The organism is Polynucleobacter sp. Fuers-14 (assembly GCF_018882045.1).
Taxonomy (GTDB): Bacteria; Pseudomonadota; Gammaproteobacteria; order Burkholderiales; family Burkholderiaceae; genus Polynucleobacter.
In genome coordinates, this window is sequence record NZ_JACVPG010000010.1 from 1 (window position 1) to 15,426 (window position 15,426).

General features: G+C 43.8%; 9 protein-coding genes and 1 pseudogene. 4 read left to right on the top strand and 6 right to left on the bottom strand.

Features of this window, described 5'->3' with window-relative positions:
• Positions 1 to 125: 125 nt before the first annotated feature.
• A pseudogene (locus ICN40_RS06695) lies at positions 126 to 422 on the top strand (transposase); the annotation flags it as partial.
• 248 nt (positions 423 to 670) lie between these two features.
• Positions 671 to 853, top strand: coding sequence for a hypothetical protein (locus ICN40_RS06700; RefSeq protein WP_216243009.1), 183 nt, complete (start codon positions 671 to 673; stop codon positions 851 to 853).
• 856 nt (positions 854 to 1,709) lie between these two features.
• Here the strand turns inward: ICN40_RS06700 and ICN40_RS06705 are convergent.
• Entirely contained in the window at positions 1,710 to 2,486 is a 777-nt protein-coding gene (locus tag ICN40_RS06705) for a hypothetical protein (RefSeq protein WP_216243011.1), read from the bottom strand.
• Positions 2,487 to 3,708: 1,222 nt separating this feature from the next.
• Here ICN40_RS06705 and ICN40_RS06710 point away from each other — a divergent pair.
• Positions 3,709 to 4,254: a hypothetical protein gene (locus ICN40_RS06710; RefSeq protein WP_216243012.1), complete on the top strand. Its 546-nt coding sequence runs from the start codon at positions 3,709 to 3,711 to the stop codon at positions 4,252 to 4,254.
• A gap of 132 nt (positions 4,255 to 4,386) precedes the next feature.
• Here the strand turns inward: ICN40_RS06710 and ICN40_RS06715 are convergent, their stop codons facing one another.
• From ICN40_RS06715 to ICN40_RS06730, 4 genes are all read right to left on the bottom strand, one after another.
• The gene (locus ICN40_RS06715; RefSeq protein ID WP_216243024.1) at positions 4,387 to 4,914 is read right to left on the bottom strand and encodes a hypothetical protein; all 528 of its coding nucleotides are present in this window, start codon (positions 4,912 to 4,914) and stop codon (positions 4,387 to 4,389) included.
• A 73-nt stretch (positions 4,915 to 4,987) separates the two neighbouring features.
• Complete coding sequence (locus ICN40_RS06720) at positions 4,988 to 6,049, bottom strand: S8 family serine peptidase (RefSeq protein ID WP_216243026.1); 1,062 nt, start codon at positions 6,047 to 6,049, stop codon at positions 4,988 to 4,990.
• 96 nt (positions 6,050 to 6,145) lie between these two features.
• On the bottom strand, positions 6,146 to 7,762 hold the full coding sequence (locus tag ICN40_RS06725; RefSeq protein WP_216243028.1) for a hypothetical protein: 1,617 nt from the start codon (positions 7,760 to 7,762) through the stop codon (positions 6,146 to 6,148).
• Between the two features lie 201 nt (positions 7,763 to 7,963).
• The gene (locus ICN40_RS06730) at positions 7,964 to 12,631 is read right to left on the bottom strand and encodes a filamentous hemagglutinin N-terminal domain-containing protein (RefSeq protein WP_216243072.1); all 4,668 of its coding nucleotides are present in this window, start codon (positions 12,629 to 12,631) and stop codon (positions 7,964 to 7,966) included.
• A 192-nt stretch (positions 12,632 to 12,823) separates the two neighbouring features.
• Between ICN40_RS06730 and ICN40_RS06735 the strand changes: the two genes are divergently transcribed.
• Positions 12,824 to 13,147, top strand: coding sequence for a hypothetical protein (locus ICN40_RS06735; protein WP_216243030.1), 324 nt, complete (start codon positions 12,824 to 12,826; stop codon positions 13,145 to 13,147).
• A gap of 18 nt (positions 13,148 to 13,165) precedes the next feature.
• Here ICN40_RS06735 and ICN40_RS06740 read toward each other — a convergent pair whose 3' ends face one another.
• Positions 13,166 to 15,424, bottom strand: coding sequence for a CHASE2 domain-containing protein (locus ICN40_RS06740; protein ID WP_216243031.1), 2,259 nt, complete (start codon positions 15,422 to 15,424; stop codon positions 13,166 to 13,168).
• Between the last annotated feature and the right edge of the window lie 2 nt (positions 15,425 to 15,426).

The window sequence follows — 15,426 nt, forward strand, 5'->3', positions numbered from 1 at the left end:
GCAATCCATGCCCCAAAGGGTTTATTGTTTAAGTGGTCAGCCATAGCAATACTCCTTATTGATGATCTCGCAATCACCAGCATGGCTTAAATTGCTGCGGCTGACTACCATTCTGCATGTACTATGGGCCGGAACTCATCAGTAGCGTGCTTGTGCAATGGGCTGCGAAACATCAAATAGAGATAACTTATATCCAACCAGGTAAGCCACAACAAAATGCATACATTGAAAGATACAACCGCACCGTGCGTTACGATTGGCTTAATCAATACCTCTTTGAGTCAATTGATGAAGTTCAAGACTTGGCTACCGATTGGATGTGGACATACAATCATGAAAGACCAAACATGGGCTTGGGTGGAATAACACCTAAGCAAAAACTAGCACTTGCAGTACCAGCTTCTACTTTTAGCTTAAGTTAAAAATGGGGGGATTACCAGTAGAGCGTTTGATAAATAATGGGATATGCCAGGTGCGATAGTTCAAAGCCTAGTTAACTGGCAAGGATGGGGGTCGTCAATAGAAATGTCTCTCAAAAAAACAATTGTTACTGTGTTAATTTTTCTAATGCTCTTTCACTAGACCAAGGTGCAGGCTGACCTGACCTGTTTTTATTGCAGCTCCAGAAGAGAGGGTTTTTGATAATACCCCCCTTACAGTAGCGCTTAATATGGCAAAAGGCCGACGCCTCAAATGCGAGAAAATCGTCGCCTCATTGCATCAAATTGATGTCCTTACTACGAATGGCAAAACCCTAGTCAAGGCCATTAAAGAAGGGGGCAACGTAGAGCAAAGCTGCTATCGCTGGCGCAAGATCTACGGCGACATAAAGGTAAACACCGCCCAAAGTTAAATTAATTTATGTGAAACCATTCAAAACAATAGTTAACTATTGTTAACAATTTTAAATAATGAATTGCCTTATATTTCATTTGATTTGAATCATTAACAAAAGCTGATCATGGGTAAAAAAAATACTGTGCATCTTCAAATAATTCCAGCCGGTTTGTTGATATTTAATATTTGAATATGCGGACAGCAGTACTAGACTACTGCTTGCTCGGCCGATTAGAATCACCCCCCAATATGGCTGATGAGGCCAATTTTTTATTTTAGGACTGCGAATTGGCTCAATCATTTTTAGGCGCGTTAATTAATCCGCCCTGGTCAATTAATGTAATTTTTGCTCTTTGGGGATTATTTTTAATCCTGTCTATTTTGACGTTACTTGCATTTTTTGTACTCAAGTTTCGCCGGAAGCGCCGCAAGCTAAAAAGATATGAATGTGCTTCATGCAAGTCACATATATTTGGAGACGCCTTGACCTGTAGCGTCTGCGGCGCGAAGAAAAACTGCTTGAGCCGGCCTATCTAAAATTTAATTCCTGTTAAAGGGCTTGCTATTAAATGCAGATCTTTGATTAGCAATCATTGCATTACTAGGGTTTATGGCCGAAGGAATGATGCTGGGATGCAATTGCACTTTTGCATGAAACCTGAGCAGGTGCGCCACTTATCCTATCTATTGTTGGTGGCTGGTGGCAATTCATTGGAGCTATGAGCACTGCTAATGCCAACATCATAAAAGATACCGGCATTGCGAGTGGGAGAATGACTCGCTCTTGGAGTGACTACGCCTTAAATTGACATGCGAAGAGATATTTCCTTGACCAATGCAAAATAAATCTGATCAATATTGCCAGAGAACGCCTAAAGTGATTCAAGCACTTTTCGAAAGGGCTCTGGCGAAATCACCACTACACCTTCATAGTGATTTACAGACATAGCAATGAGACCTACAACTATGATAATTAAGGTTGTTATGATAAAAAGTGAAAGCGCCATTGGTCGTCTTGCGACATCCAAATGGTTTGCAACTACAGCGAACTGGGCAAGCAGGGCAACCCCAAATAAGATATACCAACGCACTGGTTCGATACTGTGCCAACGATGGTTAATTCTGACTTGACGAGCATTATCTAAAGCCTCAAATGCTCTTATAAGCATATTGGCAACTAAACTTGATTTGGTATTCGTGGCCACTTCAATGATTCTCACGCGGAGCTGATTAAACGCGACTTGTGTTTTTTGTGAAATCTGTTCATTAACCAGAATTGGCCACTCATCTTCAATTGCTGAATGTACATAATTCCTGAGCAAGGGTTGAAGCCCTTCATTATTTAGGGCGGGGGTACTACTCACGGTGTCAGCCAAGATAGCAATTGCTTGGCGCTCAACATTTACGGAATTGGAATTTATATTAAACGCGCCCCATACCGATGCCCCTAAAAATGCCGCAGTAAAAGCAAAGACTGTCATTACCGACCGGTAAAGGCCGTTGCTTACGCCAATAAAACTTTCTAAATAAATTTTTGCCCAAGGCCTATTTGTCAGCCACAACAGTATTAGCGCATTTGCAGTAAACAGGGCAATGATAAAACTGCAAATAATTAAATCACTCGAATAAAAGAATTTATCTAATACCATTTGTAATTTTTTCCAATCTGGCCAATTCCTAAATCCATTTGACGTATTTGTCACAATCCCAATTAGTTAAGCGGGTCGAGGGCTAGATTCCTGCCGGACGCACCCTTTTTGGTCTATGCTGGTTTTGCGTATTAGCCTCAAATTGATACATTTCTTGTGCTGAACTTGCAGATTGAGCCAGGAAGAAATTTAAACGTTTGGATTAATGACGGATTGGCGGGAACACTTCCGACATTAAGAGAGAGTAAGCTCCACAAGCGCCTCAATCTAGACTCGACCCTCATCAGATTTAGCAAGCTTTTCCCTTATTATTTTTTGTGTGGCGATGCTTTTACTTTGTCAGACTGTGTAACACCTTATTCAATTAGCTACGTATTTTTTTCTTTCGGGCATCTTTTATGGCAAACCCAATAGAGGTAAGTGTTGCAGTAGTGATGACTGAGCACTCAAGCCAAGAATAAGCCCCCGATAGTGACAGAATAAGCAAAAGAAACAGTGATATGAAGCAGAGCCAAAGAGTATTCATAGGCTTAGACTTTAAGCCCGCTACATATTTTTATTTGTTAAACATTGTTAAAGCTATCGCTAAATCCTATGGAGCGATACAAAAGCCACCCCCTAACCAAGGAAACCACAGGGCTACCCACAGCTATCAGCATCGGCTGTTATCCACTTCGCAGAGAATCGGGCGCAAAATCGTTCCATACCTTTCTTTTGTGGATTAATTGGCGCTAAGGCTAGATTAGCAGGCTGGCTTTTGCGGGAAAGGTGTCAATCGCATGCATTTTGGCCACCATCGTTTTTAATTTCAGGGGTGTTTAATTAATAAATGTTTTACCAAGGCGATTGAGCGCGTCCCTTTGCAGGGATCTCATATAGCCAATATCAAATCGTAATGAGAAGTAGTCTGGCAAAAGACTATCTGGTACTTTTAATTTTATAAATCGCATCTACAAGAGATTTATTTTTTCAAGATATCGATCATGTTTCATTGTGTCAAATCGAAGTGCAACATTTTCCTCCAGCCCTTTTAGCTCTGTATGCAACTCATTTAAACGTCGCGTAATTTACTTTAATTTGATGCGGGTTAGAGTTAAAAATAGGGGGTAGAGTGCGCGGTGGTAAAAAAATTACCGCTCTACGGATTTGAACTTAACAATATTTAACTTTCAAATTACCTTGGGTGAATTATCTTTGTACAGTCAAATATAAGTTCACCAATATGCACTTTAAACCCTTAAAAATTATTGTTACTACTTGCTTGTTATTGCAAAACTATGAATTGGCATTTGCCTGCGGAACATCTGTGACACAAGCCCCTTGTATTAATATTCCGACCGCAAACACAACCAACAACAGCCAAGCCCAAGTAGTTGCAGCATTACAACAACAAGCTCTACGAGCTATGCCGCTTTATTCCACAACCAACACAAACTCAGCAGCAAGGGATGAAAGATTTACTGAGAATGCGTTCAATCTTACTCAGCAAAATGAGGGTAGTGTAGTTGCATCAATTAACCATCAAACAAATATTGATCGTGTAACCTTTCGCTTCCCTGGGGAACGAATTGGATACCAAATTGATTCCAAGCTATATGATTCATTAGTGGAAAGTAAAAAAGTTATCCCCATAGGAACACAATTTGCCGCGGTTCCCAATAGCCTAATAAACGCTATTAAGTCAATGGTAATTGGGGGTGCTACATTTCAAAAAAATCTACTTGTGAAGGTCAATAATAAAGAAATTGAATTGGTTGCCGCCGACTAATGCATGCCAGATTCTTAAGATCTACCGAAGTTTTGCCAGTCTCATAGAGAAAAGTGATGGCGCAGGTTCAGCCTATATTAGTTGAAAACTTGCTTTACGAAACTGGTTGAAATATCAGGCGCGTCTACTAAATTAGTAGCAGCCTAAATCGTTCCGCGAATTTATAGCCCGGGCAGTGTATCCAATAGAAGGATAGAACCCCTCAACACACTGAAACATTTCAGACTCTGAACTTACAAGCTTTATTTCCCGGGAATCTTTAATCGAATCGCGGTTGGCAAGGAGAGCCTTAAAACTAGTTCGACTAACGCCCAGACTTGATAATAATGATTCAGTTGATGGGCTTTCTGGCGGTAATAGGCATACGCGAATTGTTTCACTCCCATCATTTTCGTAAGACGCCGAAAACAGCTGCGGCAAATCTCCTAAAGAAATATGTGCATCTTTTACCAAAGCAACAGAAAATTCATCTTTACTTAGTGTGGATAAATTTTCAGAGCTTGAGCAAAGTAACTCAATTGCATTGGCATGATGAATGCCACCCATCAGGACAAAAGTTATCGCGATAGCGCATCGTATCAATCGAAAATTAATGCAGGATAAATGACCGGTCTTATTGCGATTTACAAATTTTGGCAAATGGATTCTTGTTTGGGGCATGGGCAGATTATTTACTTAAGTAATGCAAACCACAATCCCAAAGATCAATATTTAACATTCTTTAATATTGATCCTAAAGCACGGCTTCACACCTTATCAAAGTCAGAAGACGCTCGTAATTTAAGTTGCGGCGATCGCTACCATCTTCCATGGTATTGAGTCGCTTAATTATTGATACAGCACTTTTTGCGCTCAAATTTGGGTTTTGCAAAACAAGTTCTGCCATTACACCAGCAACTAGAGCAGAGGAGTAGCTAGTTCCCATCCCGCTATCTCTAGCAATTGGCTGCTTTGTGTTTGGATCATAGCCCGCAATTCTGATCTTGTTTTTAAGGGCCGTGGAATATCTTGATGACTGACTACCGCCTCCGGGAGCATAAAGCAATATACGACCATCTACAGCCGTATAGAATGTATTTGAATTATCAGGATTTACTGCCCCCACACCAATAACTCCATCGCAAATAGCGGGCTCGAGAGCAGATTTTCCAAAGGTGTTGCCTGCTGCGCTAATTACAATAATGTTCTTTTTAATCAGCCGATCAATCAATTCCTGCAGCGATGGATCACAACGTGACTCCCCGCCTGCCATACTGATATTTATTATATTTGCTGGGTGTAGGTTGTCTTTTACCCCATCAATATGTAGGCCAGCAGCCCATCGTAAGCCATCCATTAAATCACGCCTACTGGCTGGACAGGCCCCCATAATCTTGATCGGAAGAATTTTTACTCGGGAATTTACTCCGAAAACCCCCAACTCTCCATTGCCTGCAATGACACTGGCAACGCCTGTTCCATGGCTAAAAACATCAGGGTTATTAACCCGCCTAGTTATGGGGCATAAGTCTTTTTCATTGTCAGGGGCAAAATTATCACCCCTATCCCCACGGGGATTGCGCTCAGACGACACCATATCGACACCGGGCAATACCTTTCCACGCAAACTAGGATGATCGCTGCGTAGTCCGCTATCAACTAACGCAACAACCACCTCGCCTACACCCCTAAAGCGGACCAATTGTTCGGCATTTATTGCTGCTGCCTCCTGAGCATTTGTTTTCGGGTCATTAAAATACCAAGGAAGGCTTACTTGCGCATATACGAAAGGCGCGGCAAAAAATAATATAACCAATAAAAATCTTTGCACAAGGAATTGAACCAAATTAAGCTAACACCCTTAATTTTACCTGTCATAGTGCATAAGGATAGCTAAGGGTCTCTACATTTTTTAGATTGGATAGGTTAGCGCAAAATTAAAGCGCCATGAATTTGGGTTTGTTTCGTAGACGCCAGGCACAAAAGCAGCATAACTCCCAATCGCCTTTGCAACTGAGGCGTTGTAATTGACTCCCTTTACATAGCCGCCGAAAGAGAGCCCCATATCCTGTAGGGTATACGGGGTATTGAATTGCCCAGGAACTGGAGTGCGGTTTTGTTTTACTATCCCGCCATCGTAGAACGCGCCTACAAAATGATCAACTAAGTATTGCTGACGAATTTCGAGAGACCCCATTGCACCCATGTCGCCAATACCATCAAGCGTGGTATAGGCACGCAACCCATTTACACCACCCAGAGATAATCGATTATAGGTATCTAGATTTCGTGAGGGAGCGCCCTGAGCCCGCATCTTTGCATATAGGCCGAGGCCGGTACTATTTAGTTTGCCCTGATAATTTGCCCCAATCAAGAGGAATGAATAGTGGCCGTTATTGTTATCTGTACCATCAATAATGGTCGCTTCATAATGCTGAATGTTATCTCTTGCAAGCTTATCATTATCTGCAGCAAACTTTAATCGAGCCTGATCATCAACTATGCTACTTATCTGCAACCCTCCCGCCTGAAGCTTACTTGAGGTGTTTCTCTGAGACAGGTCAATATACGACTTGTAGACCATATCCCTCTGCGAGCCCAAAACATTGGTTAGTCCTACGCCATAATTACTAGTAAGGCCCTGAGTCGCGGTACTACCACCATAGATCGTTCTACTATACACAGACTCCCCAAATATGCGGGCACGCCCTGCAAGCTCTTCTACTGGAGCCTCATACTCCATTCGACCGTAGGCCAATCCCTCCGCCCCCTGAGCAATCACAGTAGCTGTTGAGTCAGGCGTAAATCCATTAAAAGCTGCAATGCCTAAAGCCTGGGTTCTCCCATACTGGCTAAGGCCATAATTATTTACCTGAACAGCGCCATAACGCAAAGTGCCTGGGTTATTTTCTTTTTCAGTCACATTAATCACCAAAATCACCTGATCAGAATCTACTGGGCGAATATTCAAGTCCAATGAAATTGGTAAATCAAAGCTGATGTTGTCCAATTTTTGCTCTAAAGATAGGGTGTCGACTGTTTGCCCTGGCACGCCACTATCCCCAATACGCCTAATAATCTGCCCAGAATATTTTTCTGCCAAAGACTTGTCCTTTGAGTAAATCTTAATTTCCTTAACCTTTGGTAAAGAGATCTTGATCACTAGTCTTTGCCCCCCATCCTCCTTAAAGATTTCTGTGTGCAGGAATGCAAAGTAGCCAGCCTGACCAAATTTTTGCCAAGCCCACTCTTTGAAGTTGGCAATGTCTTGATTTGTGACAGACTTTCCAATGGATGGGGCCCAATACTGCAAAATCTCATCTTTAATTAGGTCGTTGTTTACACTCACTCCGATTAATTTATCGATATAAATCTTTGAATCGATTTTTTGGACTTCAGACGAACCCCTAGTTTGATCTTGCAAGGGCGGCAAAGTTGAATTCTCTTGAATGTTTTTCAAGGCAGCTGCTGGGTTAGGCTCCACAACCGGAGCGCTTTGACCAAAAGCCAATAGCGGACAAAGAAGCATTACGCACAAACATATTAAGGCTTGTTTGATTTTGAAATTTTTGCGCAATTTAATGAATTGATTTTTTGTCATACGGGGCCATGAAAAATATTTATATTGATATACATCGCGACTTAGCCGATAGGGCATAGCGATATTTTCTATAAGAAGAGGTGCTTCTTGCTTATGCCCCAATCCTTGGGACATAAGGAAAATTGATGCCTACCATTTACCACCAATTAACTTAGATATCTGGATTTTTGGCTTAACACTATCGACGTCAATTGAATAGCAAATCTCTACCCCGGCAGTATCCGTCGCATCACAATTGCAAGACCGTTTAGTGCTGCAAATATCAGACTCCTCTATAGAGGCAGGTCCAAAAGAAACACCAAGGCCAGCTGATTGAGTGCTCGACGGAACAACAGCAGGGCTTACTGGATTGACATTTGGTGGTAGGGGAGGCAGGGGCGCTGGTGTCACCGGTATGTTTGTCATAGTTGCTGCCTCTCTAAACATGACCTGCATATTGGAGGTTGATCCCGACACGCTTCGACCAACAGAGTAAGCCGTATTTAATTGGGCATTAGGGGCGACACCAGAGCCCGCAAAATACAAGTTATTAAAACCTGCGTTCAGAACGCTTAAATTTCCAGTCGCAGTTGTTGATCCAGAATATAGATATACCTTACCGGTGCCGCTATTGATTACCGGATTTAAAGCGGAGCTTGTCGAGCCGGCTGGCGCAGTAATGTTGGCAGATAGCCCATTGCCTGCTGTAAATCCCGTGCCAGCAGCTATAACAACATCGCCATTGCCGTTGTTAATAATTTTTGGTGGGGCAACATTGCCATATTGGGAGGAGATGATCACTCCCGCATTACTATTTTGAGTGATTGTGGGTAGTGCGCCGTACGTAGTTGTATTGGATGCACCAACCGTAGCCCCAACACCACTTGCATCGTAACCACTTGCACTAACTAGCACTGCTCCAGCACTACCGGCATTGGTAATGACCGCGCCATTATCCAGTTGTGTATTGGCACTACCACCACCAGTCCCGCTGATCGAAGTATTGCCTCCCGTGGAGTTATTGATGATTGAGGCGTTATTAATAACTACAGCTCTTGAGCCTGACCCTGTGATATTGATGGCATTAGATCCAGAAGCGTAACCACCTCCATTGGCAGTGATCGAACTACCGAACCAAACTAATACCCCGACATCACCATTGTTAGTTTGATTGCCAGTAATCGTTATTGGGCCACCTGCTGTGATTGCCGCATTATTAATATCTACTCCATGTGAGTAGCCAGTTGAGCCATATACATTAATGGCATTGCCTGCGGTAATGCCATTGGTAGAGTGGCTAAGACTTACGCCTTGATATGCAACATTCCCGCCATTGCCGGCAATATTAATATTGCTTGCTGCATTTAAATTAGATGCACCAACACCAAGTGCTCCCGATGTTAGGCCAGCAGAACCTCGCGTGATTACACCGCTTGTTGCATCAATCGTACCGTTAGTGTTATCCAGTGAAATATTGTTAGCGCTGATTGCGCCATTAGCCGCAATAGTGCCGCCATTTGATTCCACTGCGACATTGGCTACGCCAGTCCCACTATTGATGCCAGTAATGGTGCCCCATAATGTGATGCCTGATCCAGCAGTAGTGGCTTTCAAAGAGATATCCGAGTAACCCTTAATCACTGAGCCGCTTAAGGTTTGAATACCTAAAGCACCGGCAGCTTTGGATGTACCACTTAAAGAAACCGCAGTACCTGTGGTTGCATTGCCAGTAATCCCTACGTTGCTATTAACATAAATTCCAGTGCCACCCGCAGTTCCGGCCACGCCAGTCATTGCAACCGTCGATCCAGAAATATTGGCGTTTGCATACAAATAAATACCATTGTTATTGGTAGCTAAGCCGGTTTGGGCTCCATAGAGGTTCACAGCCCCCGTTGCCGCAATGGGCCCTGCCAGCTCTAATGACGATCTTGTAGTGGAGTTTGATTGCGCGGCAATATTAATATTGCCCGTTGCGCTAATGCCGCCACCAACACCGCTATTGCTGTTGCCATCCTGAAACAGAAGGCCCCTATTATTTTGTGCGTAGCCACTGCCCGGCGTTGTAATAGCGCCTGTTGTGGGATCGATATTGGTGCTGCCCGTATTATCAATCGTGACATTAACGCCTCTGATAGTGGGCGTACTGGCAGTTGTCGAACCATCAGAAATATTAATTTGGCCTTGGGTCGTATTGATTAAGACATTACCAGTGATGGCAGTTGCAGTTATTAAAGGGGCAGCAGTAGTAGAAGTGCCATTAATGTAGATCGCTGTGCCCGTGTTCACTGTTGGGGTAGCGCTTAAGGTGATATTAGTACCCTTGAGCGGATTGGTGGCAGTGATGGCGTATCCAGTTCCGGATGAGGTGCCATTGACAGTGATGCTGCCAGTTGTAGAAATACCAGAATAAAGAGAAACGCCATTTCCTGCGCCGGTGCCGACTGTTCCGGTTAATGAAATGGCGCCACCACCAGTGCTGGTAACATTCGATGTCGCCCCCGCATTCTGGAAAGTAATACCACTACCATTACCGGTGCCCGATGCAGTACCATTCATTGTAATGCTACCGGTATCGGTAGTGATTTTGGCTAATACGCCGTTCAGATTTAATTGAATACCATTGCCAGTGTTTGCATTTGTGGAAACTCCGGTCACGCTAATGTTTGCGGCATTGGTCGCCAGCACTTGAGGGGCTACGCCGCCACCATCTTGAAAATAAATACCATCACCAGTATTAGACTGGCCCATTAAACTCAGAGTACCTGAGCTAGCATTGATAGTGCCTTGAACCTGAAATTTGGCATAGTTATTACCAGTAGATCCGATGGTGACATTACCCGAGGTGTTCATCGTGGCGCCACCGCCATAACCAAACCGAACACCCTGAATGCCTATATTATTCGAGCCGCTTGACACGACTAAGGAGCCCGCTCCAGCATTAAATGTGGTGTTAGTAGAGTTATAAAACTCTACGCCATCAGCCGTGCCAGACTGCGTGCTACCCGTAATAGAGCTAGCACCCGTGGAAGTAAATGAGGTAGTGCCCCTAAAAATAATGCCGGCACCATTTGCGCCCCCCTCAGAACCACCGCTGGTAGCGTTCATATTGCCAGTGGCGGTATAGGCGCTTGCAGTGATGCCAGAGCTATCATTAAACGCAATACCGTTGGAGGTGGCATTCGTTGTTGCACCCGTTAAGCTAACGGTGCCAGTACCCGCATTGATTACGCTATTTAAGATAATGCCCTGGCTAGTGGTTCCTAGGCCATTGGCTGTCATTGAAACATTAAACCCAGTACCAGCGCCGGTAATGCCAATACCAGCACCAACCGTAATGCCGTTATTGGCAAGTAAAGTTAAAGTTGGAATAGATGAGCCGTTATAAGTGCTAGTGATAGCTGAGTTCACCAAAATATTGCCATCCGAGGTATTGCCAGTTCCAGCGGTGGCTTGACTGATGGTGCCAGTACCGCCACTACCGGTTGCGCTTGAGACTTGACCGCTACCACCTGTCGCAATGGTCACGCTTGTACCCAATCCCAAAGCCGTACTAATATCACCCGCTTTAACAACTGAGTCACCCGCCGTATTAGCAGTAGAGGTGGCATTAATCTCCACATTATTAGGATCTAAGAGCCAATCTTTTGCGGCGATCTGAACGCCATCAGTCTTGAGATATTCACCGGAGGTTTCTATAAAACCGCCCTTGGCTTGTAGCGTTGCGCCACTCACATCAGATGTAGCTGAGAGAACGCCCGTTTGGGTATCGCGGCCAATAATGATATTGCCGCCAGCGTTATTGGGATTGGTGCTATTGGCGATAATGGAACCATCGACTTTAATGTTGCCGTGATCTGTCAGTATGGCGACATTACCGGCCTGCGCTCCTGATACATCGATTGCTCCCGAGTTGGTGACTGAGCTCACCGCCGTTGCTGCCACATCATTAAGCGCAGATGCTTGCATAAACACTTGACCGCCCTCAGCAACAATCGTACCGGTACTCGAGTTGGTCACTGCTGTATTGATCGCTGCAGGTGAGAGCTCCAGCTTGATCTTGCCGCTGCTAGACAAAGGCACAGTAATCGCTTCGGCCGCACCTAAATAGGCCGTGCCTTGTGGAGCAATGACTTTACCGTTGTTGGTGACTTGCGCGCCAAGGAGAGCTACATAACCACCGCTAGATGATTGTAATGAGCCATTGTTTTCAATGGTGCCAGTAGCACCATCACGAGTGTAGCGATAGTTGCCGGCCAAAAAGTCTGCATCACTAATACCTAGAGTAGAAGCAGTAAAGGATGAAGCGCTCACAGAGCCATCTTTACCAAAGACAATACCATTTGGGTTAACCAAGATGACTTGGCCATTGGAAGTTAACTGTCCAAAGATTTGGGAGGCATTGTTGCCAGTCACCCGATCAAGCTGAACACTGCTTGAGCTAGGTTGATTGATGACTACTTTGGCGTTAGTGCCAATGTTAAAAGAGTTCCAGTTCACAATCGCTTGATTGGTGGTCTGGTTCACGGTGAGCGTATTGCCTGATTGGCTAATGGCTACCTTACCTGCAGCTACAGAGGCGCCAGCGGGAAGGGCGTTGACGGCGGGGGCAGCAAATGCAGGGCCATACCCATCTAATGCAATTAATGCGGCAAACGAACAAACAGATAACCTAGCAACATAAGAAATATGGGAAACGATGCCTCGTTTAGAATGATTTCTGGCTCCAGAATGGGATATGCTAGATGCGTTCTCCCCCACCGCAATAATCTTATTGCGGTGCTTAGAAAATATGAGTTTGTAGCAATTTTTATTCATAATAGGCTTACCCCTTATTATCCCAAAAAACGACGCTCTGAATTGTTAAATATTGCAAAAATTTGAGTAAATTCAACCTCTTAAGGGGCAAATTTGCTAAAAAGAGACTCTTATAGATATGGCTTAGCTTGCAGGCTTATGAGGGTGTACACCTAAGAGCTAATATCAAAATTGAATTTGAAAGGATGTGCCGTGAGTGAAAACAACAACGATTTACCTATGCAGGCAATCAAAGAAGAGGCTTCCGACCCCTCAAATGAGACCCTCCGGGGGCGTAGCATCTTCCTGGTAGAAACGACCGCTTCTGGAATAGCAGTACAAACTTCTTTTATGACAGAAGACGGCAAGCTTTTGCAATTGCCCGCGATTTTTCCTGATGTTCAATATGCGTTGACACAAATTGATGAACTGCGCAACCTTGTAATTCAGCATTTTTCTAAAGCGGCGCAAGTAGGCGCACAAATAATAGCCAGACAGGCGGCAGATGATTTAGAGCGCCCCAAACAAAACGATTAATTGCAGCGAACCGCCTCACTAATGAGAGACGGGCAACTGTAAAGTAATTTTGGCAAATCCCCCAGGATCAACAGGAAAATGACGCTCTATTTGTCCATGATGTTGAATAATGACTCGATCGATAAAGTTTGTGCCAAGACCAAAACCTTTATGCTCAGTTTCGACTTGAGTTAGGTCGTGTGGCTGATCAACAATATTTGTAAACTCACATCTAAGCATTTGTAATTTATGGTCTGTCCTACCGAGGGATATTCGTACGACAATTTCTGTGGCAGGACGCCCATGACGAATTGCATTAACCAAAAGATTGATGAGTACTCTTTCCATCAAACGAGTTTGGGTCTGCACAAAAATACCCGCATCCCTCTCATCAACGCGAATTGTCATTTGGCGTTCTTGCGCTAAAACTCTCACCCCATAAATTGCTTGATCCAATAAAGCCTCAAATAGGACTGTTGAGAGCACATACTCAGACTCATCAGCCCAAATTGATAAGATAAAGTCATCCATCATCGAAAGAAGTCGTCTTGAGTGAGATGAGATATCTAACAAGCACTTATCTCCCTCCTCTTGCAAAGAATTGTGTGCGACTATTTTGCGACACAAGGTCAGAATAGATGCCACTGGTGTACGCATATCATGCGAAAGCAGTTGCAAAGTGCGATCTCTTTGCGCTTGAAATTGCAGTAACTCTGTTACTTCTACAAACATAATAATGGCTAGAGAATTACTGGGCTCAAAATGAATTTCCACGCGATGGACCATGTACTCTTTAGTAAGCCCATCAACTCCCTTGATATTCAAATATTTTTCGCCTGGTGGCAGGCTTAATAAGCCTTCCAGGTATTTAAGCGAGCACCCGAGATGATGTAGCAAGGCATCAATCGTTACATCATTCCTAAAATATTCTTTTGGGAATAAAGACCGAAATCTCATATTGACCAATAATAGTTTTCCGCCTGCATCAAGAACAAACATCGCCTCAGGCAATTCGTTGATAATTTTTTCAAAACTATCTAGACGATTTTTTGCCATTAGGATCGCTTTATCTAAAATGCTCGAATACTGCAGTACCGCATCCTGTACTAGATAATGCTCATGCCGCGTTTTTTGGGGCACCATTTCTATCAACTGCATCTCTTTAGCTCGCTCTCGCATAAAGAGAATTACCATATTCATACGTCGCCACGCCCATATTGGCTTGACCACTAAAACGGCCACTACCAGCGGCATTGGATCTAGCCAATAATTCAATTTCAACAAAAGAAAGATGCTGGCAACGAGTGCAGATATCGTTACACTTAAAGTGAGAATAATTTCTGTCGATGGGGCAAGCAGCAAGATGCCCACTAAAATCGTCAGTAGCCCAGCCGCGTAGAGACAAAACTGCACCCAAGGGGTGGCCTGTGTAATTAAACTGTTCTGTAAAAGGTCATTTAAAAGACTTGCTTGAAATATAACGCCTGGAGTTCCTGACTTTTGCCTGCCAGCATAGATTGAAGGGTAATGATCGCCTAAGCTAGGGGCTGTTGAGCCAACTAAGACGTATGCATCTTTAAAAATCGATAGTGGGTAATTTTTTTGAAGGGCGTCTGAAAGCGAGATCGTTGTGAAGCCAATTTCAGGGCGAATCAAACTAAATCGCGAATAATGATCTCCATGATTATTAATGAGGTCTTGACGTCCTGACATGGCAACCGAAAAATGCGGAATGCCCGACTCCATTAGATTACTTCCACGTATAAATCCATCTTCATCAAAACTAACATTGACGTGCGATATGGTTGCCGTTGATTTAGCAATTGTTAGCGGCGGCGAGCTGACTACAACCTCGCCTTTTTTTTCGTCAAAATGAAGCTCGGCGGGCAAAACGGACTTATGTCGCGAGATTTGTCGCGCAAACTCCAGGTCATGAATAGTGGGATCGATCATTAATATATCAAACCCAATAGCTTTCGGATAATTCCCAGTGTCTGCTAACTCTTGAAGAAAGCGAGCATACAAATTGCGGGGTAATGGCCAACCACCTAATTCACTTAAGCTTCGGTCATCAATAGCGACAATAATAATTTTATTATTTGGTGCCTGCACCCTCATACGCTGAACCCCATCAAAAAAGATGTTGCCCAAGGGGGTAAAAATATTCAACGCAACAGCCAATGCCAAAGCAACTATTGCGATAAATGTTAAGCCGCACCACTCACCAAAGAAGCGCCGATCATCTGCGCGATTGAGCTTAATGATGTGAGGTTTTATGGGCCAGATATTTATTCGCATTG

Excerpts from the sequence above, each read along its gene's own strand:
- ICN40_RS06700 (WP_216243009.1), top strand. The coding sequence starts at position 671 with ATGGCAAAAGGCCGACGCCTCAAATGCGAGAAAATCGTCGCCTCATTG.
- ICN40_RS06705 (WP_216243011.1), bottom strand. The coding sequence starts at position 2,486 with ATGGTATTAGATAAATTCTTTTATTCGAGTGATTTAATTATTTGCAGT.
- ICN40_RS06710 (WP_216243012.1), top strand. The coding sequence starts at position 3,709 with ATGCACTTTAAACCCTTAAAAATTATTGTTACTACTTGCTTGTTATTG.
- ICN40_RS06715 (WP_216243024.1), bottom strand. The coding sequence starts at position 4,914 with ATGCCCCAAACAAGAATCCATTTGCCAAAATTTGTAAATCGCAATAAG.
- ICN40_RS06725 (WP_216243028.1), bottom strand. The coding sequence starts at position 7,762 with ATGCTTCTTTGTCCGCTATTGGCTTTTGGTCAAAGCGCTCCGGTTGTG.
- ICN40_RS06730 (WP_216243072.1), bottom strand. The coding sequence starts at position 12,631 with ATGAATAAAAATTGCTACAAACTCATATTTTCTAAGCACCGCAATAAG.
- ICN40_RS06740 (WP_216243031.1), bottom strand. The coding sequence starts at position 15,424 with ATGCGAATAAATATCTGGCCCATAAAACCTCACATCATTAAGCTCAAT.